The organism is Longispora fulva (assembly GCF_015751905.1).
GTDB lineage: Bacteria > Actinomycetota > Actinomycetes > Mycobacteriales > Micromonosporaceae > Longispora > Longispora fulva.
Genome location: NZ_JADOUF010000001.1, coordinates 1,712,658 through 1,735,900, shown reverse-complemented (window position 1 = coordinate 1,735,900; position 23,243 = coordinate 1,712,658). Strand labels below are relative to the sequence as shown.

General features: G+C 72.8%; 23 protein-coding genes. 11 read left to right on the top strand and 12 right to left on the bottom strand.

Annotated elements, in window-relative coordinates:
- Positions 1-218: 218 nt before the first annotated feature.
- Positions 219-1,214, bottom strand: coding sequence for an AraC family transcriptional regulator (locus IW245_RS07530; protein ID WP_197002459.1), 996 nt, complete (start codon positions 1,212-1,214; stop codon positions 219-221).
- A 73-nt stretch (positions 1,215-1,287) separates the two neighbouring features.
- Here IW245_RS07530 and IW245_RS07525 point away from each other — a divergent pair, with 73 nt between their 5' ends.
- Positions 1,288-1,815 (top strand): DUF6230 family protein, encoded by a 528-nt coding sequence (locus tag IW245_RS07525; protein WP_197002458.1) that lies wholly within the window; start codon positions 1,288-1,290, stop codon positions 1,813-1,815.
- A 142-nt stretch (positions 1,816-1,957) separates the two neighbouring features.
- Here the strand turns inward: IW245_RS07525 and IW245_RS07520 are convergent, their stop codons facing one another.
- The gene (locus IW245_RS07520) at positions 1,958-3,376 is read right to left on the bottom strand and encodes an SDR family NAD(P)-dependent oxidoreductase (RefSeq protein ID WP_197002457.1); all 1,419 of its coding nucleotides are present in this window, start codon (positions 3,374-3,376) and stop codon (positions 1,958-1,960) included.
- An 85-nt stretch (positions 3,377-3,461) separates the two neighbouring features.
- Between IW245_RS07520 and IW245_RS07515 the strand changes: the two genes are divergently transcribed.
- Both IW245_RS07515 and imuA' read left to right on the top strand, forming a co-directional pair.
- Complete coding sequence (locus IW245_RS07515) at positions 3,462-4,253, top strand: spermidine synthase (protein WP_231398697.1); 792 nt, start codon at positions 3,462-3,464, stop codon at positions 4,251-4,253.
- Positions 4,254-4,285: 32 nt separating this feature from the next.
- Entirely contained in the window at positions 4,286-4,813 is a 528-nt protein-coding gene (gene imuA', locus IW245_RS07510; RefSeq protein ID WP_197002456.1) for a DnaE2-dependent mutagenesis accessory factor ImuA', read from the top strand.
- 249 nt (positions 4,814-5,062) lie between these two features.
- On the opposite strand, the gene IW245_RS07505 is transcribed toward imuA', so the two are convergent.
- Positions 5,063-5,824, bottom strand: a complete 762-nt coding sequence (locus IW245_RS07505; protein ID WP_197002455.1) for a DUF1684 domain-containing protein — start codon at positions 5,822-5,824, stop codon at positions 5,063-5,065.
- A gap of 68 nt (positions 5,825-5,892) precedes the next feature.
- On the opposite strand from IW245_RS07505, the gene IW245_RS07500 reads away from it, so the two are divergent.
- Positions 5,893-6,726, top strand: coding sequence for a hypothetical protein (locus IW245_RS07500; protein ID WP_197002454.1), 834 nt, complete (start codon positions 5,893-5,895; stop codon positions 6,724-6,726).
- 67 nt (positions 6,727-6,793) lie between these two features.
- Here the strand turns inward: IW245_RS07500 and IW245_RS42110 are convergent, their stop codons facing one another.
- Complete coding sequence (locus IW245_RS42110; protein WP_197002453.1) at positions 6,794-8,305, bottom strand: GGDEF domain-containing protein; 1,512 nt, start codon at positions 8,303-8,305, stop codon at positions 6,794-6,796.
- 109 nt (positions 8,306-8,414) lie between these two features.
- A complete protein-coding gene (locus IW245_RS07490) occupies positions 8,415-8,990 on the bottom strand; it encodes a helix-turn-helix domain-containing protein (RefSeq protein ID WP_197002452.1) in 576 nt (191 codons plus the stop codon).
- Between the two features lie 99 nt (positions 8,991-9,089).
- On the opposite strand from IW245_RS07490, the gene IW245_RS07485 reads away from it, so the two are divergent.
- Positions 9,090-9,926, top strand: coding sequence for an EamA family transporter (locus IW245_RS07485; RefSeq protein ID WP_197002451.1), 837 nt, complete (start codon positions 9,090-9,092; stop codon positions 9,924-9,926).
- 27 nt (positions 9,927-9,953) lie between these two features.
- Here the strand turns inward: IW245_RS07485 and IW245_RS41530 are convergent, their stop codons facing one another.
- The 5 genes from IW245_RS41530 to IW245_RS07465 form a co-directional block, all read right to left on the bottom strand.
- Complete coding sequence (locus IW245_RS41530) at positions 9,954-10,079, bottom strand: hypothetical protein (protein ID WP_267919879.1); 126 nt, start codon at positions 10,077-10,079, stop codon at positions 9,954-9,956.
- Between the two features lie 88 nt (positions 10,080-10,167).
- On the bottom strand, positions 10,168-11,136 hold the full coding sequence (gene sph / locus IW245_RS07480) for a sphingomyelin phosphodiesterase (RefSeq protein ID WP_197002450.1): 969 nt from the start codon (positions 11,134-11,136) through the stop codon (positions 10,168-10,170).
- A gap of 50 nt (positions 11,137-11,186) precedes the next feature.
- Complete coding sequence (locus IW245_RS07475) at positions 11,187-12,050, bottom strand: amidohydrolase family protein (RefSeq protein ID WP_197002449.1); 864 nt, start codon at positions 12,048-12,050, stop codon at positions 11,187-11,189.
- A 10-nt stretch (positions 12,051-12,060) separates the two neighbouring features.
- Positions 12,061-13,284 carry an MFS transporter gene (locus IW245_RS07470; RefSeq protein ID WP_197002448.1) on the bottom strand — a complete coding sequence of 408 codons (1,224 nt, stop codon included), beginning with the start codon at positions 13,282-13,284 and terminating at the stop codon, positions 12,061-12,063.
- A 55-nt stretch (positions 13,285-13,339) separates the two neighbouring features.
- Positions 13,340-13,954 (bottom strand): LysE/ArgO family amino acid transporter, encoded by a 615-nt coding sequence (locus tag IW245_RS07465; RefSeq protein WP_233472530.1) that lies wholly within the window; start codon positions 13,952-13,954, stop codon positions 13,340-13,342.
- Between the two features lie 296 nt (positions 13,955-14,250).
- Between IW245_RS07465 and IW245_RS07460 the strand changes: the two genes are divergently transcribed.
- Both IW245_RS07460 and IW245_RS07455 read left to right on the top strand, forming a co-directional pair.
- On the top strand, positions 14,251-15,441 hold the full coding sequence (locus IW245_RS07460) for a benzoate/H(+) symporter BenE family transporter (RefSeq protein ID WP_233472532.1): 1,191 nt from the start codon (positions 14,251-14,253) through the stop codon (positions 15,439-15,441).
- A complete protein-coding gene (locus tag IW245_RS07455; protein ID WP_197002447.1) occupies positions 15,438-16,106 on the top strand; it encodes a nucleotidyltransferase domain-containing protein in 669 nt (222 codons plus the stop codon). Before IW245_RS07460 ends, IW245_RS07455 begins: the two co-directional genes overlap by 4 nt.
- Before the next feature lie 33 nt (positions 16,107-16,139).
- On the opposite strand, the gene IW245_RS07450 is transcribed toward IW245_RS07455, so the two are convergent.
- Positions 16,140-17,861: a glycosyl hydrolase family 8 gene (locus tag IW245_RS07450; RefSeq protein WP_197002446.1), complete on the bottom strand. Its 1,722-nt coding sequence runs from the start codon at positions 17,859-17,861 to the stop codon at positions 16,140-16,142.
- A gap of 269 nt (positions 17,862-18,130) precedes the next feature.
- On the opposite strand from IW245_RS07450, the gene IW245_RS07445 reads away from it, so the two are divergent.
- The 4 genes from IW245_RS07445 to IW245_RS07430 are packed head-to-tail and all read left to right on the top strand — an operon-like array spanning position 18,131 to position 22,384.
- A complete protein-coding gene (locus IW245_RS07445; RefSeq protein WP_197002445.1) occupies positions 18,131-19,324 on the top strand; it encodes an ROK family transcriptional regulator in 1,194 nt (397 codons plus the stop codon).
- Positions 19,325-19,348: 24 nt separating this feature from the next.
- Complete coding sequence (locus tag IW245_RS07440) at positions 19,349-20,641, top strand: ABC transporter substrate-binding protein (protein ID WP_197002444.1); 1,293 nt, start codon at positions 19,349-19,351, stop codon at positions 20,639-20,641.
- A 1-nt stretch (position 20,642) separates the two neighbouring features.
- Complete coding sequence (locus IW245_RS07435; protein WP_197002443.1) at positions 20,643-21,566, top strand: carbohydrate ABC transporter permease; 924 nt, start codon at positions 20,643-20,645, stop codon at positions 21,564-21,566.
- Positions 21,563-22,384 (top strand): carbohydrate ABC transporter permease, encoded by an 822-nt coding sequence (locus IW245_RS07430; protein WP_233472534.1) that lies wholly within the window; start codon positions 21,563-21,565, stop codon positions 22,382-22,384. The genes IW245_RS07435 and IW245_RS07430 overlap by 4 nt, the downstream gene beginning before the upstream one ends.
- Here IW245_RS07430 and IW245_RS07425 read toward each other — a convergent pair.
- A complete protein-coding gene (locus tag IW245_RS07425; protein WP_233472536.1) occupies positions 22,374-23,150 on the bottom strand; it encodes an enoyl-CoA hydratase/isomerase family protein in 777 nt (258 codons plus the stop codon). The two genes, IW245_RS07430 and IW245_RS07425, sit on opposite strands and share 11 nt — an antisense overlap.
- Between the last annotated feature and the right edge of the window lie 93 nt (positions 23,151-23,243).

Sequence of the window (23,243 nt, the reverse complement as noted above, 5' to 3'; positions counted from 1 at the left end):
ATTCGTCCTCCCGTAGACCGAAGCCACCCTAGCCGCATACCGACCCGGGCCGCAGACCCGCGCGGGAGCGTGCGCGCTGCGTCGTCGAGGGGTGACTGACAGGTTGACATCCGTCACTCCCGCTGGCGCATCCTAGGTCGCTAGGCTTCTGGGGGTCGTCGCGCGCGACCCGGGATCCCCGGTCCACCGGCGTTACCGGGTCGGGCTCCTCCGTACCTCTACAAAGGTTTGTGGGCTCTGGGGGTCGTGCCCGTCCAGCGGCGGAACGCGTGGATGAAACTCGACGCCTCCGTGTAGCCCAGCCGCGCCGCCACCTGCTCCACGCTCAGCCCCGTCGTGCCCAACAGCTCCACCGCCAGCCCGTGGCGGACCTCGTCGAGCAGCCGCCGGTAGGACGTGCCCTCCGCCGCCAGCCGCCGGTGCAGGGTCCGCGCCGTGACGTGCAGCTCCGCGGCCACCGTCGGCATCGCCGGCACCGTGCCCACCCCCGCCAGCAGCCGGTCGCGGACCGCGACGGCCAGGGTGCCCTCCGCCCGGCGGACCAGCAACTCACGGCACTCCCGCTCGCACACCTCCCACGTGTGCGGGTCGGCGTGCGGCAACGGCCGGTCCAGCAGCAGCGCGTCGGCGACGATCACGTTCTCCGGCGCCCCGAACGTGACCGGGCAGCCGGCCGCCAACTCGTACAGGTCGCCGTGCGGCGGGCGGGGCACGGACAGTTCCAGGCGCAACGGTTGCAGCGGCTCGCCGACCAGGGTGTCGATGATGGCGTGGATCGCGACGAGTTCGCGTTCCAACAGGAAGGCCCGCACGTCGGCCGGCACGTCCGAGTCGTCGATGACCATCGCCACCTCCTCGGGCCCCTCCACCAGCCGGATCCGGGCGAAGGAGAACGTCAACCCCAGGTGCCGCAGGCCCACCACGGCCGCGTCCCGCAACGTCGGGCTGGTCAGCAGCGCGAACCCCCAGATGCCGAACTCCGGCAGCCGGTGGTTGCCACCCACCCGCAGACCCAGCCCCGGCGGGTCGCCCAGGGCCGCGATCAGGTTGCGGGCCACCGTGAGCTCCTGGTCCCCGGTCGCCTCCGCCGGCAGGTCGGCGGGCAGGCCCGTGCCGGCGAGGCACCTCTCCGCCGGAACGCCGTCCTCAGCGGCCACCGCGAGCATGTGCCGGATACCGGCGGTGGCACGGCGCTGCGGCCAGGAGACTGTCACAGTGTCCGAAAATAGCAACCACGTGTCATCGCACGCCATAACCCGTGGCGGATCTGACACCTACCTTGAGGACATGGCCCACGACAGAAGACGTCTCACCACCGCGGCCGCCGCGGCACTCGGCGGCCTGATCGTGCTCGCCCCCCTCATCGACCTGGGCGTCGTCCCGGTCGCGTTCGCCGCCACCGGCGACAACTACCGGATGAGCGTCGACGACCTCACCGGCGAGAACTTCGCGATGTACGCCACCAGCGACACCGGCGCCGTGGCCGTCCTGGACAACGCCACCGCCGCCCGGGTCTGCCAGTCCCGGCGGGTCGGGCCCGTGGTGTGGCGCGCGACCGCCGGCACGCCCGGCCACCGGGTCCGGATCACCAACCTCGTCCTCGACGCGCAACAGCTCGACGGGGCCGATCTGACCATGACCGGGGCCGAGACGTCCGGGCTGCGGCCCGTCGAACCCAACCGGGGGCTGTTCGGGATGTCGGCGGCCGCGGTGCGGGTCAGCCACTACGCGCAGACCGGCACCGCGACGAACACCGGGTGGATGAGCATGCCCGGGACCGACGTCCGGATGGGCGTCGACGTGGCGGAATGCTGATGTGAGGACCACGACTCGCGGGGAGGTGCCGCTCGCCGGGCGGCGCGGCGGTGCCTCGTCGGGGGTCGCCGCCATCTGAGGGGATGGCGGGGACGTTCCGGAGGTCGCCGGCCCGGGTGGGCGGCGACCTCCGGGGCGCGCGCTACCAGGCGGCCGGTTCGAAGTCCTTCAGGAAGCAGCCGTAGAGGTCCTCGCCGTTCTCGCCGCGCACGATCGGGTCGTACACCCGGGCCGCGCCGTCGACGAGGTCCAGCGGGGCCTTGAAGCCCTCCTCGTGCAGCCGCATCTTCGTCGGGTGCGGACGCTCGTCGGTGATCCAGCCGGTGTCCACGGCCGTCATCAGGATCCCGTCGGTCAGCATCTCCTCCGCGCTGGTGCGGGTCAGCATGTTCAGCGCCGCCTTGGCCATGTTGGTGTGCGGGTGCCCCGGGCCCTTGTACGCCCGGCTGAACTGGCCCTCCATCGCCGAGACGTTCACGACGTACTTGCGCCGGGCCTCGGCGGCCGCCATCGCCGGGCGCAGCATGCTGACCAGGATGAACGGGGCTGTCTGGTTGCAGAGTTGCACCTCGAGCAGCTCGACCGGGTCGACCTGGTCGACCTTCTGGGTCCAGCTGTTCACGTCGTGCAGGTCGGGGCGCAGGCCCCCGGCGTCGATGGCGGTCGCGTTGGCCATCCGGGCCGGCGACGTCGACCCGGCGGTCAGGGCCAGCTCGGTGAGCATCGCCGGGGTGAACGAGTGGTGCTCCACCGTCCCGGTCAGCTCGGCCCGGCCGCGCGGCAGGTGACCGAACGTCTGCACCTCCGGCAGCTCGCCGGCCGGCAGGGGGGCGGACTCGGCCTCGACGAGGGGCGCGTACGCCCCCGGGGAGCGGCGGACCGTCTGCGCCGCGTTGTTGATCAGGATGTCGAGCGGGCCGGCGGCGGCCACCGACTCGGCGAGGGCCACGACCTGGCCCGGGTCGCGCAGGTCGATCCCGACGATCTTGAGCCGGTGCAGCCAGTCCGCAGAGTCGGGCATCGCGGAGAAACGGCGGATCGCGTCGTTGGGGAACCGGGTCGTGATCGTGGTGTGCGCGCCGTCGCGGAGCAGCCGCAGCGCGATGTACATCCCGATCTTGGCCCGGCCGCCGGTGAGCAGCGCGCGCCGGCCGGTCAGGTCGACGCTGGCGTCGCGGCGGGACCGGTTGCGGGCCGCGCACGGCGGGCACAGCTGGTGGTAGAAGGCGTCGACCTCGGTGTAGCGGGTCTTGCACGTGTAGCAGGCCCGGGCCCGGATCAGGGTGCCGGCGGACTGGCCGATCGTGGGCGACTCCAGCAGGATGCCCTGGGTCTCGTCGTCGATCCGGTCGGGCGCGCCGGTGGCGGTCGCCTCGGTGACGGCCAGGTCGGCGGCCATGACGGCGGCCCGGCGGTCGGCGCGCCGGCGCTGCTTGACGGCCTTGAACAGCCCCGCCGTGGCGCGGCGCAGCGCGACGGCGTCCGGGTGCTCCGCCTCGAGCTGTTCGGCCTCGGCGAGCACCCGCAGGGCGGCCGACAGCCGCTCCGGATCGATTCCCATGGTCTTGCCCCTCTTCCGTGTGCCCCGAGAACTCTACGGCCGTGCTGCCCGCGTCCCGGCGGGCGGGCGGCGCTAGCGTGAGCCCATGCACCCCTTGACGATGCCGGTGGACCTCGGCGAGGCCGAGTTCGTGCCGGACCCGCGCCGCCGGGCCGGCTGGACGCTGCTCGTCGACGGGGTCGCGCAGTCCTACGTCGATCTGGACGATCCAGGACATCTGGAGTTCGAGTACATGCGGCGGGTCGCGGCGATCGTGGCCGTCGCCGGGCCGGCCGGGGCTCCCCTGCGGGTGCTGCACCTGGGCGGGGGCGGGCTGACCCTCCCACGGTACGTCGCCGCCACCCGGCCCGGCTCCACCCAGCGGGTCGTCGAGCGCGACGGGACGCTGCTGGAGGCGGTGCGGCGGATCCTGCCGCTGGCCGCCGAGGTGGAGTTCCGGGTGGCCGACGCGCGCGAGGTGGTGGAGAGCAGCGCCGACGGCTGGTACGACCTGGTGGTCGCCGACGTGTACCGGGGCGCGCAGATGCCGGCCAGCGTCGCGAGCCTGGAGTTCGCCCGGCAGGTGGCCCGGGTGCTACGGCCCGGCGGGCTCTACGCCGTCAACGTCACCGACCTGCCGCCGCTGCTGTTCTCCCGGCGGCAGGCGGCGACGCTGCGGGCGGCGTTCGCCGACGTGTGCGTGGTGGGCGAGCCGGGGATGCTGCGCGGCCGGCGGTTCGGGAACGTGGTGTTCGCGGCGTCCACGGCGCCGGGCGGGGTGCCGGTGGGCCGGTTGGCGGCGCGGGTGGTCCGGGACCGCCCGCCCGGCCGGGTCGTGCACGGAGATCCATTGGACACGTTCGTCTCCGGGGCCCAACCTTGGCACGAACAGACCTGAACACCGACTTCGAACAGGTGTACGATTCCGCCATGCTCTCCCCCACCACCCCGCCCGTGCTGCGCCGGCTGCTCCCCGCCGACGGGCTGCGCCGGGGCTCGACCGTGTCGGTCACCGGGTCGCTGACCCTGCTCCTGGCGCTGCTCGCCGAGGCGGCCTCCGCCGGCGCCCGGGTCACCGCCGTCGGGATGCCCGTCGTCGTGGGGCTCGTGCCCGGCGAGGTCGCCGCCCTCCCCGACCCCGGTCCCGGCTGGCCCCGGGTCGTCGCCGAGCTGCTGCACGTGCGCGGGTCGGTCGTGGTGCTGCCCGCCGGTGCCGTCAGCGTCCGCGACGCCGAGCAGCTTGCGGCCCTCGCGCGGCAGTGCGGGAGCGTGCTGGTGAGCCACGGGCCCGCCTGGGCCGCCGCCGACGTGCTGCTGGAGGAGACGCCCGGGTCGTGGCCGCCGTTCCGCGACGGGCGGGAGTTGGGGGTGCAGGTCAGGGGGCGCGGGAACGCCTCGCGGCCGGTGCGGGCACTGCTGCGACTACCGATGCGGCACCCGCTGCGCGCGGCGGCATAGACCCGAAAACCTTTTCCGGTTACGGCCACACCTGCCCCGGTCTCCGCCGGCCCGACACCTCGAGGCATATCGGCGTGGCCAGCGCCGGCCGCTGGCGGCGATCCGGCGGACGGGGTCGCGGGCCGCGCGCGACGCCGGCCCCCGCAGGGAGGCGCTGGCCCTCCTCCGGGCTGGGCCGGCTTCGCCGCTTTCGACGTCGGCGGCCTCCGCGGAGCACGCGGACGGTCCGGAAGGCCACCGGTCGGCTGCCTACCCCTCGGAGACCACCCGCTGCTCGCCGGCCTCGATCCGGAACGGCACGATGTTGCCCGGCGGCGGCAGCGGGCACACGAACGCGTCGGAGAACGCGCACGGCGGCAACTGCGACCGGTTGAAGTCCAGGGTCACCGGGCCGCCCGCCGGCGGGGCCGTCACGAACAGGAACCGGGCCGCGCCGTAGGACTCGTGGCCGCTGGTGCCGTCGCGGAAGGTCAGGTGCGCGCCGTTCTCCTCGCCGGAGTGCAGGGCGACCAGTTCGGCGCGGACGCCGTCGACCTCGAAGACGAACGTGCCGAACACCGGGTAGTCCTCCTCCCTGGCCGTGTTGGAGTGCGCGATGTGCACGCTGTCGGCGTCGGCCGCCGGGACGAACTCGGCCTCGATCCGCCAGGCCGGGTCGGGTGCGAACGCGTCGATCCGGGTGAAGCGGGCCACGGCCTCGGCGCGCGGGTCGTACACCCGCACGGCCAGGTCCTCGCCGCGCTGGATGGTCAGCAGGTCGACCTCGCCGTAGTGCAGCCACCGGTCCACCGGCAGCAGTCCCTCGGTGACCGACAGGCCCTCGCCGCCGGTCAGCCGGACCTGGCCGTCCTCGGCGCGCCAGGTGCCGGGGACGCCGTCGATGACGGTGTCCCCGTACAGCAGCCAGTGGGTGCCGGTCAGGGTCAGCGGGCCGTGGGTGGCCGCGACGCGCTTCTGCCGGCTGGCGTGCCACAGTTCCCACTCGGGGACGAACTCAGCGGGGGTGATCATGCCGCCACCGTAGTGCGTCCACCGTGGCCGCGACAGTGGTGTTCCTCACCGGCCGATACAGTGCCGGGGTGTCTGAACCGGAGCCGTACGACCTCGACCTGCGCGTCGACCTGCCCGACGGGGTGACCGCCCGGGAGTGGGGCAACGACCTGCTGATGCGTGCCGAGGGCGGCGGGGCGTTCGTCCGGGTGCTGCTGCCGGTGCGGTTGCGGGGCGGGTCGACGATCACGTTCAGTACCTGGCTGCGGGTGTCGGAGGAGGACCTGCACCGGGCGTTCCTGGTCTGGGCGAAGCCCGGATACGGGGAGCTGGTCCTCGACGGGACGCTGGCCAACACCATCCTGCCCTGGGGGCCGGCCGTGCTCGGCGCCCCCGCCACGGCCGCCGTGCTCGACCCGGCCCACCTGCCGACCCTGGTGGAGAGCAGCAACCCGACGCTGCTGGAGGTGCTGGGCCTGGAGTGGGACGCCGACGACACGTTGAGCCGGATGGGGTGCGCCGTGCCGGTGCCGGTGCGCCAGCCGGTCACCGACCGGTGGGAGTTCGAGCGCACCGCCGGACTGGCCCCGGTGCAGACGGCCGAGGGGCTGCGGTTCGTCGGGCCCGGCCGCACCGTGATCGTGGACGTGCTGACGACGCCGGAGGACTGGGAGCCGGAGTACACCCTGGAGACGATGTTGAAGGGTGCGCCCGCCGATCCGGAGGGCAGGCTGCTGGAGGGCGGCGACGGCGGGTTGCGGCACGCGCTGTGGCAGGAGTCCGCCGACGGCCGCGAGTTCTACGGGCACGTGGTGCGGCGGGGCACGGCGGCGCACGTGATCTGCCTGTACGCCGACCCGGACGACCTGGCCTGGGCGCTGGAGGTGTGGCGCTCGGTCACGGCGCGGTCGACCGGAGCCTGACCCGGGCCCGACGTGGGGTCACGCGGGCCGCGCCGGTGTTCACGACCGCAGGGCCGCCCGGTCGGGGTCAGCCGGCCTTCGCCTGGAGCATCACCAGGTCCGCGGCCCGGAACGCCGCCGTCAGGCTCGTGCGGCTGTTCAGCTCCGCGAGCCCCATCGTCAGCGTCACTGGCGTGCCGGGGACCAGAGTGTTCCAGTCGTAGCCGGCGACGGCGGCGGCCAGCCGGCTGCCGACCTCCTGCGCCTCGGCGAGCGGCGTGCCCGGCAGCACCACCACGAACTCGTCGCCGCCGAACCGGGCGAGGAAGTCCCCGCCGCGCAGCGCCCGGGTCAGGATCGCCGCCACGTGCTGCAGGACCTGGTCGCCGGACAGGTGCCCGTGCACGGTGTTGACGGACTTGAAGCCGTCGAGGTCCGCGACGCCGACCGTGCCGTAGGTGCCGTGCCGGGCGAGTTCGGCGACGTAGCGCTCCAGGTGGCGGCGGTTCGGCAGGCCGGTGAGGGAGTCGGTGTGCGCCTCGTCGGCGTACCGGGTGACGGACCGGCGCAGCTCGTCGTGGTCGAGCCGGGCGGTGACCCCGTCGACGAACAGGTCGTACAGCCGGGTCGTGGTTCGCGCCAGCATGCCGGCGACCACCCGGTCGTCGGCGTGCGCGGCGACGTGGTCGCCGAGCGCGGTGTGCGCCAGGGCCCGCAGCCGGGGCACCTCGGCGGCGCCCAGCCGGGAGGCCGCGGCCGAGGCCCCGTCGAGGAGGGCCAGGGCCACGGTCGGCCGGTTCTCGGCGATGGCCAGGCACGCCTCGCCGAGCCGGCGGAGCTCGCCGTTCTCCTGGTACGGCTCCAGGTCGGTGCGCAGCAGCGGGCGGGCGTCGATGCCGCCCCGGCCGCCGAGGGCCGCGTACCGGGCCAGGGCGTAGCCGAGGTAGGGCAGTTCGAAGCCGGTGACGTCGTCGGGGCCGAGGGTGCGGGTGATCTCGCCGAGGGCGCGCAGGCACGCCTCGGTGTCGCCCTGGTGGTCGAGGGCGAGGGCGTGGCGGACCCGGATCTCGGGGTGGGTGACGAACACCGGGTCCATGCCGGCGGCTCGGGAGATCTCCATGGCCCGCTGCTGGGCGGCGACGGCGTGCCGGTGGAACCCCACCCAGGAGTAGGTGACGGCCAGGTCCAGCCAGGCGCGCGCGGCCCCCGGGTCGGCCGGCCCGGCCAGGTCGAGGGCCCGGGCGCCCCGGACGAGGTGGGTGACGCAGCGTTCGAGGGAGCCCTGGTGGTGGGCGACGCTGGCGGCCAGGGCGTGGAACTCGCCGAGCATCGCCGGCTCGTCGTGGCCGGGCGGGAGGGCGCGCAGTGCGGCGTCGGCCTGGTCGATGGCGCGCGGGCACTCGGTCATCCTGCCCAGGTTGAGCAGCGCCGCGAGCTTGGTGAGCTGGACCCGGATCGCCTCCACCGGGTCGGCGAGGTGCGGCAGGATCTCGTCGGCGCGGGCCACGGCGTCACTGCTGCGCCCGGAGCGGATCAGCCGGGACAGCCCGGCCGCGTCGCGGACGACAGCCGTGTCGGGGCTGTCGTGCTGGATGGTCACTTCCACCCCCGGTCCAGATGCGGTTGTGAACTCTCATCATGCGCTCCGGGACCGGTGTCCGGATCATGGTGTCGGCCAGGAGATCGTGCCGATCGGCTGACCTGTCCGGTCACGAAAGGTCCTGGGCGGGTCGCAGCACAGCGCAGGTGAACCGGGCGGGGACGGAGGTGTCGACCCGGTAGCCGTGCGGGCGGTCGGACCGGAACGCGACGGCGTCGCCGGCCGCGAGGGTCTGCTCGTCGCCGCCGACGATCAGCACCAGGTCCCCGTCGGTGACGGTGAGCAGTTCGCGGGTACCGGGCAGCGCCTCCCCCTGGTAGTGCTCGCCGGGGCGCATCTCCCAGGACCACAGTTCCACGGCGTTGGGCGGGTCGGAGCCGATCACCAGCTGCGCCCAGCCGCCGGCCCCGCCCTGCCACAGCCGGACGGTCTCGGCGGCCCGGACGGTGCGCAGCACCGGAGACACGTCGGTGACGACGAGCTGGGCCAGGGTGACGCCGAGGGCCTGGGACACCCGGACCAGGGTGCCGACGCTCGGGTTGGTGCGCGCGCCCTCGATCTGGATCAGCATCCCCCGGCTGACGCCGGAGCGTTGGGCGAGTTCGTCGAAGCTCCAGCCGCGCAGGGCGCGGAGCTCCTTGAGGTGCGCGGCGATCGCCTGGGCCACCACGTCCTGCTCCGTCACATCGACCTCCATGGTGCATTGTGATGCACCTCTAGTTCACTCCAGTGGGCTGCGCACTGTACTGTGCTCGCAGTCCAACAAAGTGTACGGAGGTAGAGGGTGTTCGCGGCGGTACTCGCGCTGACAGCCAGCGGCCTGTGGGGGTCGTCCTACTTCCTCGGCGGCAGCATCAGCCGGCAGATGCCGGCCCTGACCGTCCTGTTCATCGCCCAGCCGCTGATCCTGGTGGGCACCTGCGTGATCGTGGTGGCCCGGGGGCTGACCCCGCACCTGGGCGCGGCGGCCTGGGGCGTCGTGGCCGGAGTGGCGGCGGTCGCGGCGATGATCACGATGTACCGGGCCCTGGCGGGTGCGGCCATGGGTGTCGTGGCCCCGATCGGCGCGTCGGCGGCGGTGCTGCCGGTGCTGGTCGGGATCGCGACCGGGGAGCGTCCGCAGCCGGTGCAGCTGCTCGGCGTCGGGGCGGCGCTGGCCGGGGTCGCCCTGGTGGCCCGCGCGCCCGGCGCGCACGGCCGGACCCCGCGACCGGCGATGATCATGGCGCTGGCCTCGGCGGCGTGCGTCGGGGTGGTCTACACGGCCGTCCCGCTCGGCGCCCAGCAGGACGCGACGACGACCCTGATCGTGCAGCGGATCACGATGACGGCGCTGATCGCGGCGATCGTGCTCGCCTCGCGGCACCAGGTGACCGTGGGTCCCGGCTCGCTCGGGCGGATCGCGCTGATCGCCGGCACCGAGATCAGCGCCAACCTGACCTACACCCTGGCCGCGACCCAGCCGGGGGCGATGCTGTCGGTGGTGTCGGCGCTGGCGTCGCTGTCCCCCGTGGTGACGGCGTTGATCGCGCGGCAGGTTCTCACCGAACGGCTGTCGCGGTGGCAGTTGGCCGGGGTCGGCGTGACGATCCTGGGTGTGGCGGCAGCGGCGGCCGGGTGACGTCACCCCGGCCCCGCCGGGCCGGCGTCACCGGCCGGCGAGGCGGAAATCCTCGCTCCGGCGGGCACTCAGCGCGACCCGACGGGCGGCGTGCGGCGCACGGAGCGTGGACTCGGGGCGGGCACCGAGACGGCGGAAAAAATTGATGTTCATGGCGGAACTCCTTCGACTGACATCGGGTATGACACCATCATGACGTCATCCCCGATGTCAGTCAAGGGGTAGTGGTGTCGTAATGACATCAGCCGCCGACGAGCGGGTAGTGGTCGGAGAAGTCCGTGTACGTGTACGTGGTGAACCAGCTGGTCACCGACCAGGTCGGCGACGGCGCCTTGAACACCGTGTTGTGCCAGCCGGACGGGCGCGCGTTGCCGTTGCGGTACAGGACGTAGTCCAGGCTCTCGCGCGGGTCGTCCGGGTAGCGGTAGTGCGCGATCGAGTTGTCCCGGGTGTCGAACGAGTAGGCCCAGCCGTCGCGGGTGTCGGCCGGGGCCAGGTCACCGGCGGTCAGCAGCGCCGGGTACTCCCCCGAGGCGTAGTCGACGTTCAGGTCGCCGGCCACGATGACCTGCTCGCCGGCCGGGATGCTCTTCGCGTCCAGGAACGCGTCGATCGCGCGGAGCTGCTTCGCGCGGATCTCGGCGGCCTGCCCGGCCGAGCAGCCCGGGTCCGTGGACTGCAGGTGGGTACCGACGACGTGCGCGCGGACGCCGTTGACGTTCAGCACGACGTAGGCGAAGCCCTTGTTCGACCACCAGTCCGCGCCGCAGGCGTCGGCGAAGACGTGCTGCTCGCGACGCTCGATCGGCCACCTGCTCAGGATCGTGACGCCGCCGTCCTCGGGCGTCGACGAGGAGTAGTTGCCGGAGGTGGCGTCCCAGCCCGACGTCGAGCGGCCGACGACCGGGGTCTGGTAGGGGTAGCGGGCGGCCAGGTTGGCCCCCAGCCGGTCGGACGCGCCGTTGTCGAACGCCTCCTGGAACACGATCACGTCGTTGCCCGAGGCGAAGGACGCGTTCGCGATCAGGTCGGCCCGCGCCATCTGGCCCCAGTTCGGGTAGAGGTTGCGGCTCATCAGGAAGACGTTGTAGCTGAGCACCTTCAGGCGCGGGGTGGCCGCCTGGGCCGGGCTGGCGGGAATCAGGACGGCGGTCGCGGCGAGGGCCGCGAGCGTGCCCAGCAGGGCACGCCGAGGGGCGGAGAGAAACATGAAAACATTTCTATGTGTATGAGGTGACCGGCGTCCCCCGCCAAGGTGAACTAAGCGAGGCTTATCCCGAAAAGTTCCGCCCCGTTGGCCCACAGCACCCGGCGCAGCCAGTCGTCGCCCAGCCCTAGGCGGACCAGCGCGTCGAGCTGGTGGCCGTACGGGTACGGGATCGACGGGAAGTCCGAGCCCAGCAGGACCCGGTCGGCGTGCCCGGCCAGCCGGGGGCCGATGTCCGCGGGTAGCGGGGCCAGCTTCTCCGTGAAGTCGGTACCGACCATCGTGGTGTCGAGGTACACGCCCGGGTAGCGGTCGGCCAGGTCCAGGTGCTCGTGGTACTCCGGCAGGCCCAGGTGCGCGATCACCAGCCGCAGCCCGGGGTGCCGGGCGAGCACCGCGCCGACCGGACCGGGCCCGGTGTGCCGGCCCGGCATCGGACCCGAACCACAGTGGATCACCACCGGGACCCGGGCGTCGGCGAGCTGGCCCCACACCGGGTCCAGTAGCGGGTCGAGGGGGTCGTACCCGCCGACCTGGACGTGGGCCTTGAAGACCCGGGCGCCGTCCTCGATCGCGGCCCGGACGTACGTCCCCGCCCCGGGCTCGGGGAAGAACGTCGCCGAGCGCAGGCAGTCCGGGGTGGCGGCGGCGAACCCGGCCGCCCAGTCGTTGAGCCAGGCCGCCATGCCGGGCTTGTGCGCGTAGACGAGGCTGGTGAAGGCGCGCACCCCCAGGGCGCGGAGCTGGGCAACCCGCTCCGCGACGGTGCCCCGGTAGTGGATCGGCCAGTCGACGCCGTAGTTCGCGCCGGCGTCGTCGAAGTACGCCCAGACCTTGGCCTGCACGGACGGCGGCAGGAAGTGGGTGTGCACGTCGATCAGCCCGGGGAGGCCCAGCTCCCGCCACACCTCCGCCATGCCGCCGAGCCTACCGCCCGGTAGTACCAGCGGGTAGCACCGGCCGGGGCCGGAACTCGGCCCGGCGGGACCTGCCGGCCAGCACCACGGTGGCCACCGCGACCAGCGCCATCGCCGCGGCGCAGCACAGCAGCAGGCCGGTCAGGCCCAGCCACGCCGCCAGCGCCCCGCCCAGGGCCGCACCAACCGGGGCGCTGGCCACCCCGGCCATCCGCTGCGCCGTGCCGACCCGGCCGAGCAGCCCCGACGGCACCTCACCCTGGCTGTAGGACATGACCAGCACGTTCCACAGGGCGCCGCCGGCCGTGAACAGGCCCAGCGCGACCGCTCCCGGCGCCGGCGCGCGCAGCACGGCCAGGGCCACCAGGGCGGCCGTCTGGGCGACCAGGACCACCGCGAGCGCCGGCAGGGTGCCCAGCAGTCGGCCGACCCGACCGGCGAGCAGCCCGCCGAGCGCCGCGCCCAGTGATGCGACCGCGAAGAACAACCCGAACCCGCGGGCCGGCACGTGCAGGTGTTCCAGGGCCAGCAGGACGAGCACCGCGAGCAGCGCTCCGACCACCAGGTTCGCTCCGGCGGTCAGCCCGGTGAGCGCCCGCAGGGTCGGGTGCGCGGCCAGCCAGCGCAGCCCGAGCCGGGCCTCGGCGAACAGGCCCGGCCGGTCGGCGGCCGGCGGGCGGGCCGACGGCAGGGTCAGGGCCAGCAGGGCGGCGACGGCGAAGGTCACCGCGTCCACCGCGAACGGCAACGCGGCGGCGACGGCGTACAGCACCGCGCCGAGCGGGGTGCCCACGAAACCGCCGATCACCGTGATGCCCACGGCCATCCGGCCGTTGGCGGTGGGCAGCCGCGCGGCGGGCACGATCGCGGGCAGCACCGCGGTGGCGGCGGCGTCGAACAGGGTGCCCAGCGCGGTGAGCAGGAACGCGAACCCGGCCAGGGCCGCGATCGTGACCCGGTCGGCCAGGACCAGACCGGCGAAGGCCAGCACGAGCAGCATCCGCAGCCCGTCCACGGCGGCCATCGTCCGTCGGCGGTCCCACCGGTCCGCGAGGGCCCCCGCGAACAGGCCCACGAGCAGCCACGGGAGCTGGCCGGCGATCGCGACCACGGCGAACGCCACCGGGTCGCGGGTCAGTGCCGCGGCGAGCAGGCCGAGCGCCGGTTGGCGGACGCTGTCGCCGAGCCGGGACACGACGGTGGCGGTCCACAGTCGCCAGTAGGAGCTGTTCATGATCGGCCACCCTAGGGCCCGGGCGCGACACGCCGCCACCCCGGCGGACCTAGGGCTACCCGCGCACCAGCTCCACGACGAGGAGCACCGCGAAGACGATGAGGACCGTGCCCGAGAACTGGTCGAACCAGACCCGGCGGCGCGGGGTGAAGAACCGGCGGGCCAGCGCGGCCCCGATCCCGAGCACCCCGAACCAGAGCCAGGACGCGGTCACCGCGCCGGCCGTGAACAGCGTCCGGCCGGCCGCCGGCTGGGCGACGATCGCCGCGCCGATCACGCCGACGGTGTCCAGGATCGCGTGCGGGTTGAGCAGCGATACCGCGACGGTGCGGCCCAGGACCCCGCGCACCGTGAACGCGGCCGGCGCGGCGTCGGGCTCGTGGTCGGCGACGGTGGAGCGCAGCGCGCGCACGCCGAGGAACGCCAGGAACAGCGCCCCGGCGCCGAGCATCGTCGCCCGCAGCCCCGGCACGGCGGTGAGCAGCCCGCCGACGCCGGCCGCGCCCAGCAGAATCAGCAGCGTGTCGCACACGGCCGCCGCGACCACGGCCCACAGGGCGCGGGGCAGGCCGACGCTGACGCCCTGGCCGAGGACGAACACGTTCTGCGCGCCGATCGGCGTGATCAGGCCGAGGCCGAGCACGATCCCGGCCAGATAGTGGGTCACCACCCCGGTCACCCTACGGCGGACCTGGCGAGACCCTGCGCCGCCGTCCGCCGGCCTCACCCCCTGGGACACCACCGCCGCGGCACCGAGTCCGGTCCAGTGAGCCACCGTGGCGGCCCGTCGCCCCGCGCGACACGCGGCACGGGCCGGCCGGCGATGGGCGGCCGGGCCGCGCGGGGCGAGGCGGGAGGGTGGCCCGGGCTGGTGGACGTCCCAAGGTCCGGAGGGACCGCCCGGGCGGAGGTCGTCGTGATCGGGGTCACAGCGCGTGAGTGGTGGCGGACAGTAGCTTGCGGACGGTGACGATCTTCCGGGACTTCTCCCCCTCCGCGGCCGTGGCGGCCCTCGTCGCGGTGCTGGTCGGTTTCTCCGGCCCGTTCGCGATCGTGACCCAGGCCGCCGACGCCGGGCACCTCACGGCCGGGCAGCGCGCCTCCTGGGTGTGGGCGATCGCCGTCGGCAGCGGGGTGACGTCGCTCGCGCTGAGCTGGTGGACCCGGATGCCGGTGATCACCGCCTGGTCGACGCCGGGCGCGGCGCTGCTGGTCACGTCGCTCGGGGACCATCCGTACCGGGCGGCGGTCGGGGCGTTCCTGTTCAGTGCCGTCGCGATGACGGTCATCGGGCTGACCGGCGTGTTCGGGCGGCTGATCGACCGGATCCCGAAGGGCATCGTGTCGGCGCTGCTCGCCGGCATTCTGCTGCAGTTCGTGCTGCACGCGTTCCAGGCGGTGCCCGGCGCGCCCGTGCTCACCGTCGCGGTGATCGTGGTGTTCGTGCTGGCCAAAAGACTCCTCTCCCGGTACGCGGTCCTCGTCGCCCTCCTCGTCGGGGTCGCGATCGCCGCAGCCCAGGGGCAGCTCGACGGGTTGTCGCAGGTCACCGCGCACGTGACCCGGCCGGAGTTCACGATGCCGGCGTTCTCGCTGTCGGCGGTGATCAGCATTGGCATCCCCATGCTGCTGGTCACGTCAGCCTCGCAGAACGCGCCCGGGCTGGGGGTGCTGCGGGCGTCCGGCTACACCCCCGACGACCGGAAGCTGCTCGGCGGGACCGGGATCGTGTCGGTGCTCCTCGCCCCGTTCGGCAGCCACGCGGTCAACCTGGCCGCCATCACGGCCGCGATCTGCACCGGGCCCGAGGCGCACCCCGACCCGCGCAGGCGGTACACCGCCGGGGTGTTCTACCTGCTCATCGGGGTGTTCTCCGCCGGGCTCGTGCAGGCGTTCTCCGCACTGCCCAAGGCCCTGATCGCCGTCGTGGCCGGGGTGGCGCTGCTCGGGGCGGTGCTCACCGGGCTCGTCGGGGCCGTCGAGGACGTGCCCGCCCGGGAGGCCGCGCTGATCACCCTGGCGGTCACGGCGTCCGGGGTCACCGTTCTCGGCGTCGGGTCGGCGTTCTGGGGGCTCCTGGCCGGGCTGGCGGCGCACGGGGTGCTCACGCTGCGTACCCGAAAAAGGGTTTCGGCCTCGGGGACAATCGGCGCATGAACCTGGTCGCCGAACACACACTCCTGTCCGTCGTCGCCGGATCGCGCGCCTTCGGGCTGGCCACCGCGACCTCCGACCACGACCGCCGAGGCGTGTACGCGGCCCCCGCGCCCCTGTTCTGGCGCTTCGACAAGCCGCCGACCCACCTGGAGGGGCCGGAGGAGGAGCGGTTCAGCTGGGAGGTCGAGCGGTTCTGCGGCCTGGCCCTGACCGCGAACCCGAACATCCTCGAGGTGCTGCACTCCCCGCTCGTGGAGGTGATCACGCCCCTCGGCGAGGAACTGCTCGGCCTGCGCGACGCGTTCCTGTCCCGCAAGGTCCACCAGACCTACCTCGGGTACGTCCGCGCGCAGCTCAACCGGGCCGAGAACGCCATCGCCCGGGACGGGACGCCGACCTGGAAGCACGTGATGCACCTGCTGCGGCTGCTGGACGCCGGCACCGGGTTGCTGGCGACCGGGGCCCTGACCATCGACGTCGGCGCGGAGCGCGAACGGCTGCTGGCGGTGCGGCGCGGGGAGGTGCCGTGGGACGAGGTGCGCGCCTGGCACGACGCCGCCGTCGTGCGGTTCGAGAAGGCACTGCCGGGCAGCCCGTTGCCCGCGGAACCCGACAAGGGGCGGGTCGAGGACTGGCTGGTGTCGGTGCGGCGGCGGTCGCTGTGAGGTTCCGGGGGCCCGAGGGCCCCCGGAGACCCGTTACGGCTGCCAGTAGTTCCCGGACACCACGATCATCGTCTGGAGCTGGATGCTCGTCGAGTAGTAGTCGTTGACGCCGGGGGTCGTGGTCAGCATCTTCGACCACAACGCGTCCACCCAGGGCTGCGCGCCCGGGTCGTTGATCGCCGCGACGGCGAACGGCGCGAAGAACGCCGGCTCGCTGCCCGAGGAGATCTGGGTGCCGTCCAGCTTGTAGCCGACCGCGATCTTCGCCGGGTCACCGCCCGTCTTCGACCGGATCCAGCTGGTCATCTTCCGGGCACTGGTCCGGCTGGCCGCGTCGCCGCTGACCGCCGCGTCGGCGCCGAGCCGCCACGGGGTGCGGCAGGAGTTCCACCAGTGGTACCCGTCGTTCGGGTCCTCCAGGACCTTGCCGGCCGCCGGCTTCGGGCTCGAGTTCGTGTTCACCACGAAGTCGGGCAGCAGGCCGGTGTTCGGCGAGTACTGGTTCTCCAGGTTCGTCGTCAACGTCTGGTGCGCCTGGCGGATCGTGTCCCAGGCCGCGTCGCCGGTCGCCTTCCGGAACGCCCGGAAGTGGTCGATCATGTGGTCGGACGGCCGGGTGACGTAGTACATCGGGTCACCCGACGTGTCCCAGTCGCCCAGGGTGAGCAGGTGGGTCGACGGGTTGATCTCGCCGGCCTTGATCGCGTTGACGTGCTTCACGGCCAACTGCTGATAGTCGTACGTGCCGGCGTTGCCCCACTGCTGGGCGGCCAGCAGCAGCCCGTACGCGACGTCCATGTCGCCGTCGGTGGCCGAGTCGCCGCCGTTGACGCTCTTACACGCCGTGTCCTGCTCGGCGGCCAGGAGGTCCTTGTTGTTCACCGAGGGGTGGGCGAGCATGAACTTCACCATGCCGTCGAAGATCTTCTTCGCGTCCGGGTCGGCGCCGGCCATCGTGGCGACGATGACCATGCCGTAGCCCTGTGCCTCGGCGACGTACGGGTGGTCGGCGTCCGGGGAGATCACCTCGTACCAGCCGTTGCCGCAGTTCTGCCGCAGGAAGTTGGTCTTCCACTTCTGGTAGAACGCCACCACCGCCTGGTCCTGGGCGGACTGCGAGCCGGTGGGCCGCAGGGTGCCGGCAGCGTAGGGGTAGACGTGGCTGCCGAACGGGACCGCCTGGCCGGCGGGGGGCGTGGTCGGGCTGACCGTCGGGCTGGGGCTCGCGGTCGGGCTGGCGGTCGGGCTCGCCGAGGCGCTCGGCGTCGGGGTCGCGCCGCCGTACACCTCGATCTCGAACAGGGAATAGCCGTAGGCCGTGCCGCGCTGCGTGCCGTACACCCGGACGTAGCGGCCCGAGCCGGACAGGCCGGTGAGGTCGTCACTGGCCCCGTTGCCGGTCGTGGTCGAGAACAACGGCCGCCACGTGGTGGTGTCGTCGGAGACCTCGACCCGGTAGGACTTCGCGTACGCGGCCTCCCAGCGCAGCAGGACCCGGGTCACCGGGTACGTCGCGCCGAGGTCCACCCGGAGCCACTCCGGGTCGTGGCCCTCGACGGAGGCCCACCGGCTGCTGGTCGAACCGTCGACGGCCTTGGCACCGCCGTAGGACGACGACTCCGACGAGGACACGGCGACGGGCCGGTTCAGGGCCAGGTTGGGCTCGGCGGCGGCCGCTGGCAGTACGGCCAGGCCGCCGAGGGCCAGGGCCGCGACGATCGTGACGGACAGGGCGATCACAGGGGGGCGGGGCATGGTGCCTCCTCGTTACGGGCGGTCATGAGGGTGACGCGCTGTGACCCGGGCCCGGGTGACGAATCGGAAGGTATGCCTGGTGATCGAAGAGTGTCAAGGAATTCGGTAAGGCAGTCTTCCTATTGGCACAGTGTCGGTTTTCCTGCCCTCTGACCAGCCCAATTGTTAAGGATCCCGTCAACCCATTGACACGGGGCGTGCACCGTCTTAGCTTTCACCCACATTAGTAAGTCAGTCTTTCTATTCATCACTGCGACGAAGGCGGCGCCATGGCGAGGCTTGCGGGGTCCTCACGACTACTCCGGGCGATCAACGAATCCGCCGCGCTCGGCCACCTGCTCGAACGGGGCCCCCTCACCCGGGGCGACCTGCGGGCGCTCACCCGGCTGTCCAAGCCGACCACCTCCGACGTGCTCCGCCGGCTCGAGGAGGCGGGCCTGGCGATGATCGTGGGCCGGACCAGCGGCGGGCCGGGCCCCAACGCCGACGTGTACGCGGCCAACCCGAACGCCGCGTACGCCGCGGCGGTGTCGGTGCGCGACACCCTGGGCAGCGCCACCATGCCGGCCCTCGCCGCGGCCGTGTGCGACCTGACCGGCACCCTGCGGGCCCGCGCCGAGCTGCACGTGGACCCCCGGGCCACCGACCCGGTCGACGCGGTCACCGACGCGCTCGCCGAGGTGTGCCGGCAGGCCGGGATCTCCCTACGCCAGCTCGACCACGTGCAGGTCGCGGTGCCCGGCTCCTACGACGCGCGGACCGACACCGTGCACCACATCGACGTGCCGGGCTGGAGCCGGCCCGGGCTGGTCGGCGAGCTGCGCCGCCGGGTGCTCAAGGTCGTCGACGTCGACAACGACGTGAACCTCGCCGCCGTCGCCGAACGGCACCGGGGAGTTGCCGCGCACCCGGACGGAGGCGCGGCCGAGGGCTTCGCGCTGCTCTGGCTCGGCGAGGGCATCGGCCTGGCCATCGACCTCGCCGGCACTCTGCTGCGCGGGGCCCGGCAGGGGGCTGGCGAGATCGGGTACATGCCGATCGGGCTGCCCGGCCCCGACGGCCGGCCCGACTTCCAGGACCTGGTCGGAGGCCCGGCCGTCGAGGTCCTCGCCCGCGAGCACGGGTTCGCCGCCCGCACCGGTCCGGCGGCCGTGGCCCTGGCGGTCGCGGCCGGCACCCCCGAGGCGGCGGCCTTCCTCGCCGCGCTCGCCGAACGGATCGCCGTCGGTCTCGCCGCCGTCGTCGCGGTCCTCGACCCGCCGCTCGTCGTCCTCGCCGGTGAGGTGTCGCAGGCCGGGGGCGAGCCGCTGCGGGCGGCCGTCGAGGCGGCGCTGAACACCGCCGGCCCGTTGCGTACCCCGATCAGCAGCACCGGGGTCACCGATGACGCCGCCCTGCTCGGCGCGCTGGACGCGGCCCTGTCCGCCGTCCGGGAACACCTGTTGTCCGGTTTGCAGTTCTGATCCCCCCGTCAGGAGAGCACCCCCATGAAACGCACCGCACTGGTCCTCGCCGTGGCCCTGGCTCTGGCCGGCTGCACGTCCGCCGGCACCGAGACGATCGCCGCCGCCGGCACCGAGGCGACCGGCACCGTCGAGTTCTGGCACTTCTTCACCGGACGCGAGGCGGACGCCGTCGCCGGTGCCGTCAAGGACTTCGAGACCGCGCACCCGAAGATCAAGGTGGTGGTCAAGGACAGTCAGGACGACAGCAAGATGGTCCAGGCCATCGCCGGCGGCAAGGGGCCCGACGTCGGGCTGTCCTACTCCACCGACATGGTCGGCAAGCTGTGCGCGTCGGGCGCGTGGCGGGACCTGTCGCCCTACATCGGGCGGGACAAGGTCGACATGGGCGGGTACCCGGACCTGGTCAAGCAGTACACCGAGTACAAGGGGAAGCGGTGCGCGATGCCGTTCCTCGCCGACTCCTACGGGCTCTACGTCAACAAGGACCAGCTCGCCGAGGCGGGGATCACGGCGGTGCCGAGGACCCTCGCGGAGCTGGCCGACGCCGCGAAGAAGCTGACCAAGCGCTCGGCGGACGGCACGATCGAGCGGGCCGGTTTTCTGCCGCTGTTCGGCTTCTACGAGAACTCCGCCTCGCACTGGGGCCCGATGGTCGGCGGCACGTGGCTCAAGGGCGACGAGACCTCGGCGATCGGTACGGACCCGGCGTGGAAGGACCTGCTGAAGTGGCAGAAGGACCTCGTGGACTGGTACGGGTACGCGAACCTGGAGAAGTTCAAGGCCAGCCTGGGCGACGAGTTCTCCGCCGACAACGCCTTCCACAAGGGCCAGGTGTCGATGAACGTGGACGGCGAGTTCCGGGCGGCGTTCCTCAAGGACCAGGCGCCGGACGTGAAGTTCGGGGTCGCCCCGCTGCCGACCCTGACCGCCGACCGGCACGGCGGCGGCTACGTCACCGGGAACGTGATCGGCGTGTCCAAGACGGCGAAGAACCCCGAGGCCGCCTGGGAGCTGATCCGCTACCTGACCAACGACACCAAGGCGATCGTCGGGCTGTCCAACACGTTGAAGAACATCCCGAGCACCAAGGCCGCGCTGGCGGCCCCCGACCTGCAGCTCGACGCCGACTTCAAGGTGTTCGTGGACATGTTCAACAACAAGAACTCCTCCACCACCCCGCCGACCTCCTCCGGGCCCGCCTACCAGGAGACGTTCGCCAAGTGGCTCGAGGAGTGGCAGGCCGGCAAGGCCACCGAGTCCGGGCTGGCCGAGGTCGACAAGCAGGTCAACGCCGTGCTGAAGCTGGGCGGCTGACGTGAGGTACGCCGCCCGCCGCAGACTCGCCGTCATCTCGTTCACCGCCCCGGCGCTCCTGGGGATCACGATCTTCTTCGTGTACCCGCTGGTCGCCAGCGTGTTCCTGTCGTTCACGAAGTTCGACCTGCTCAGTACGCCGAGGTGGGTCGGGTTCGACAACTACGCGTTCATGTTCGAGGACGCGAGTCTGCGGAAGGCGGTGTACAACACGGCGTGGCTGGTGGCCGTGATGGTGCCGGCCAAGGTGCTGGGGTCGTTGCTGACCGGGTTCCTGCTGACGAAGTACCGGAAAGCCTCGGGTTTCTACCGCACCATCTTCTACCTGCCCTACCTCGCGCCGCCGGTCGCGGCGACCATCGCGTTCGTCGCGCTGTTCAAGCCGGGCACCGGGCCGGTCAACGCGATCCTGGAGTCGGTCGGCATCGACGGGCCGCTGTGGTTCAACGACCCGGACCTGTCCAAGCCGTCGCTGACCCTGCTGCTGCTGTGGGGCATGGGCGACCTGGTGGTGATCTTCCTGGCCGCGATGCTCGACGTGCCGACGGCCCTGTACGAGGCCGCCGAGCTCGACGGGGCCAACGCCTGGCACAAGATGCGGCACATCACGCTGCCGACGATCTCGCCGGTGATCCTGTTCGCCGTGATCACCACGACGATCGCGACGTTGCAGTACTTCACCCAGGCGGCGGTCGCGGCCAGTGTCGCCTCCGACCAGGCCACCACGGGCGGCGGGATCAGCTCGACCTTCGGCTATCCGCAGGAGTCGACGTTCACCTACCCGCTGTGGCTGTACGTCGTCGGGTTCCGCTACGGCGCGATGGGCTACGCCAACGCCCTGGCCGTGGTGCTGTTCCTCGTCGCGTTCTCCGTGACCGTCATCCTGCTCCGCCGCAACAAGGCGTTCCTGGGAGGTGCCTCGTGAAGTCCCGACTGGTCTGGATCGCCCAGCACAGCATCGGCATCGCCCTGACCATCATGTTCATGGGCCCCGTCGTGTTCATCGTCCTCACCTCCCTGATGAGCGGGGAACAGGCCCTCACCGCCAACTTCTGGCCGACGAGCTGGCACCCGGAGAACTACGTCGAGGTGTTCCAACGCACCCCCATGCCCCGCTACCTGCTCAACACGATCCTGTACGCGGGCGGCGCGACGGGCGCGATGCTGCTGGCCAGCGTGCCGACGGCGTACGCGCTGGCGAAGATCAAGTTCAAGGGCCGGACCACGATGTTCCTCGCGGTCATCTGCATGATGATGCTCCCGCCCCAGGTGGTGACCGTGCCGCTGTACCTGATGTGGGCGAAGGTCGGGCTCACCGGCACCCTGTGGCCGCTGATCATCCCGATGCTGCTCGGCGACGCGTTCTCGATCTTCCTGCTGCGGCAGTTCCTGCTGACCATCCCCGACGAGTACCTCGACGCGGCGCGGGTCGACGGGTGCGGCGAGTGGAAGACCCTGCTGCGGGTGGTGCTGCCGATGGCCAAGCCGGGCATCGCGGCGACGGCCATGTTCCAGTTCTTCTACGCCTGGAACGACTACTACGGGCCTCTGCTCTACACCAGCGAGAACGAGTCGAACTGGACGCTGTCGCTGGGGTTGGCGTCCTTCCGCAGCCTGCACCACGTGGAGTGGAACCTGGTGATGGCCGCGACGGTGCTCGTGATGGCACCGGTGATCCTCGTGTTCTTCCTCGCGCAGAAGGCGTTCGTGGAGGGCGTCACGCTGACCGGGGTCAAGGGGTGAAGTGGGGCTGGCGGCCCTCGAGGAAGGCCGCCAGCCCCTCCCGCACGTCCGGGCCGACCCGCGACCGCCTCTCCCACGGCTCCACGGCCGCCTGGGCGTCCCCGCCGGTCGCCGCCGCGTCGACCACGGCCTTCGCCGCGCCGAGGGTCTGCGGGGACCGCGACGCCAGGATCCGGGCGAACTCCCGGGCCCGGGCGTCGACGTCGTCGGCCACCTCGTCCACCAGGCCCCAGGCCTCGGCGCGGGCGGCCGACACCAACTCGGCGGAGTAGAGCAGGTACTTCGCCCGGGCCGGGCCGACCAGCCGGGTCAGCCGGGCCGTCGGCACCGAGGAGTACACGACGCCGAGCTTCGCCGGGGTGATCCCGAACCGGGCCCCGGGCTCGGCGAACCGCAGGTCACAGGCCACGGCCAGCTGGCAGCCGCCGCCGACGCAGGACCCGCGCACGACGGCCAGCGTCGGCCTCGGGAAGGCGGCGAGCGCCTCCTCCGCCGCGACGACGGTCCCGTGGAACGCGTCCGCGCGCGCCGGGTCGGAGTAGGTCTCGCTGAGCTCGGCGATGTCCGCGCCGGCGGAGAAGGTGCCGCCCTCGCCGGTGACCAGCAGGACCCGGACCCTGGGGTCGGCGGCGAGCGGGGCGAGCACCCCGGGGAACGCCGACCACATGGCGGCGGTGAACGCGTTGCGCTTCTCCGGGCGCGCGATGGTCAGGGTGGCCACCCCGTCGTCGGCCACCTCGGCCCGCAGGCCAGCAGTTTCGGTCACCGGGCCAGCCTACGGCGGGGCCCTCGGCCCGGGACCCGGCGGCCCGCCGAACGGCCGGAGAAACCCGCCACCACGGGGGTCCGCGCACCGGAA

What these genes read in the sequence shown, in the direction of transcription:
- IW245_RS07470 (WP_197002448.1), bottom strand. Translation starts at nt 13,284, where the DNA reads ATGAACAGCTCCTACTGGCGACTGTGGACCGCCACCGTCGTGTCCCGG.
- IW245_RS07505 (WP_197002455.1), bottom strand. Translation starts at nt 5,824, where the DNA reads ATGATCACCCCCGCTGAGTTCGTCCCCGAGTGGGAACTGTGGCACGCC.
- IW245_RS07520 (WP_197002457.1), bottom strand. Translation starts at nt 3,376, where the DNA reads ATGGGAATCGATCCGGAGCGGCTGTCGGCCGCCCTGCGGGTGCTCGCC.
- IW245_RS07515 (WP_231398697.1), top strand. Translation starts at nt 3,462, where the DNA reads ATGCACCCCTTGACGATGCCGGTGGACCTCGGCGAGGCCGAGTTCGTG.
- IW245_RS07525 (WP_197002458.1), top strand. Translation starts at nt 1,288, where the DNA reads ATGGCCCACGACAGAAGACGTCTCACCACCGCGGCCGCCGCGGCACTC.
- IW245_RS07475 (WP_197002449.1), bottom strand. Translation starts at nt 12,050, where the DNA reads ATGGCGGAGGTGTGGCGGGAGCTGGGCCTCCCCGGGCTGATCGACGTG.
- IW245_RS07455 (WP_197002447.1), top strand. Translation starts at nt 15,438, where the DNA reads ATGAACCTGGTCGCCGAACACACACTCCTGTCCGTCGTCGCCGGATCG.
- IW245_RS41530 (WP_267919879.1), bottom strand. Translation starts at nt 10,079, where the DNA reads ATGAACATCAATTTTTTCCGCCGTCTCGGTGCCCGCCCCGAGTCCACG.
- imuA' (WP_197002456.1), top strand. Translation starts at nt 4,286, where the DNA reads ATGCTCTCCCCCACCACCCCGCCCGTGCTGCGCCGGCTGCTCCCCGCC.
- sph (WP_197002450.1), bottom strand. Translation starts at nt 11,136, where the DNA reads ATGTTTCTCTCCGCCCCTCGGCGTGCCCTGCTGGGCACGCTCGCGGCC.
- IW245_RS07440 (WP_197002444.1), top strand. Translation starts at nt 19,349, where the DNA reads ATGAAACGCACCGCACTGGTCCTCGCCGTGGCCCTGGCTCTGGCCGGC.
- IW245_RS07445 (WP_197002445.1), top strand. Translation starts at nt 18,131, where the DNA reads ATGGCGAGGCTTGCGGGGTCCTCACGACTACTCCGGGCGATCAACGAA.
- IW245_RS07450 (WP_197002446.1), bottom strand. Translation starts at nt 17,861, where the DNA reads ATGCCCCGCCCCCCTGTGATCGCCCTGTCCGTCACGATCGTCGCGGCC.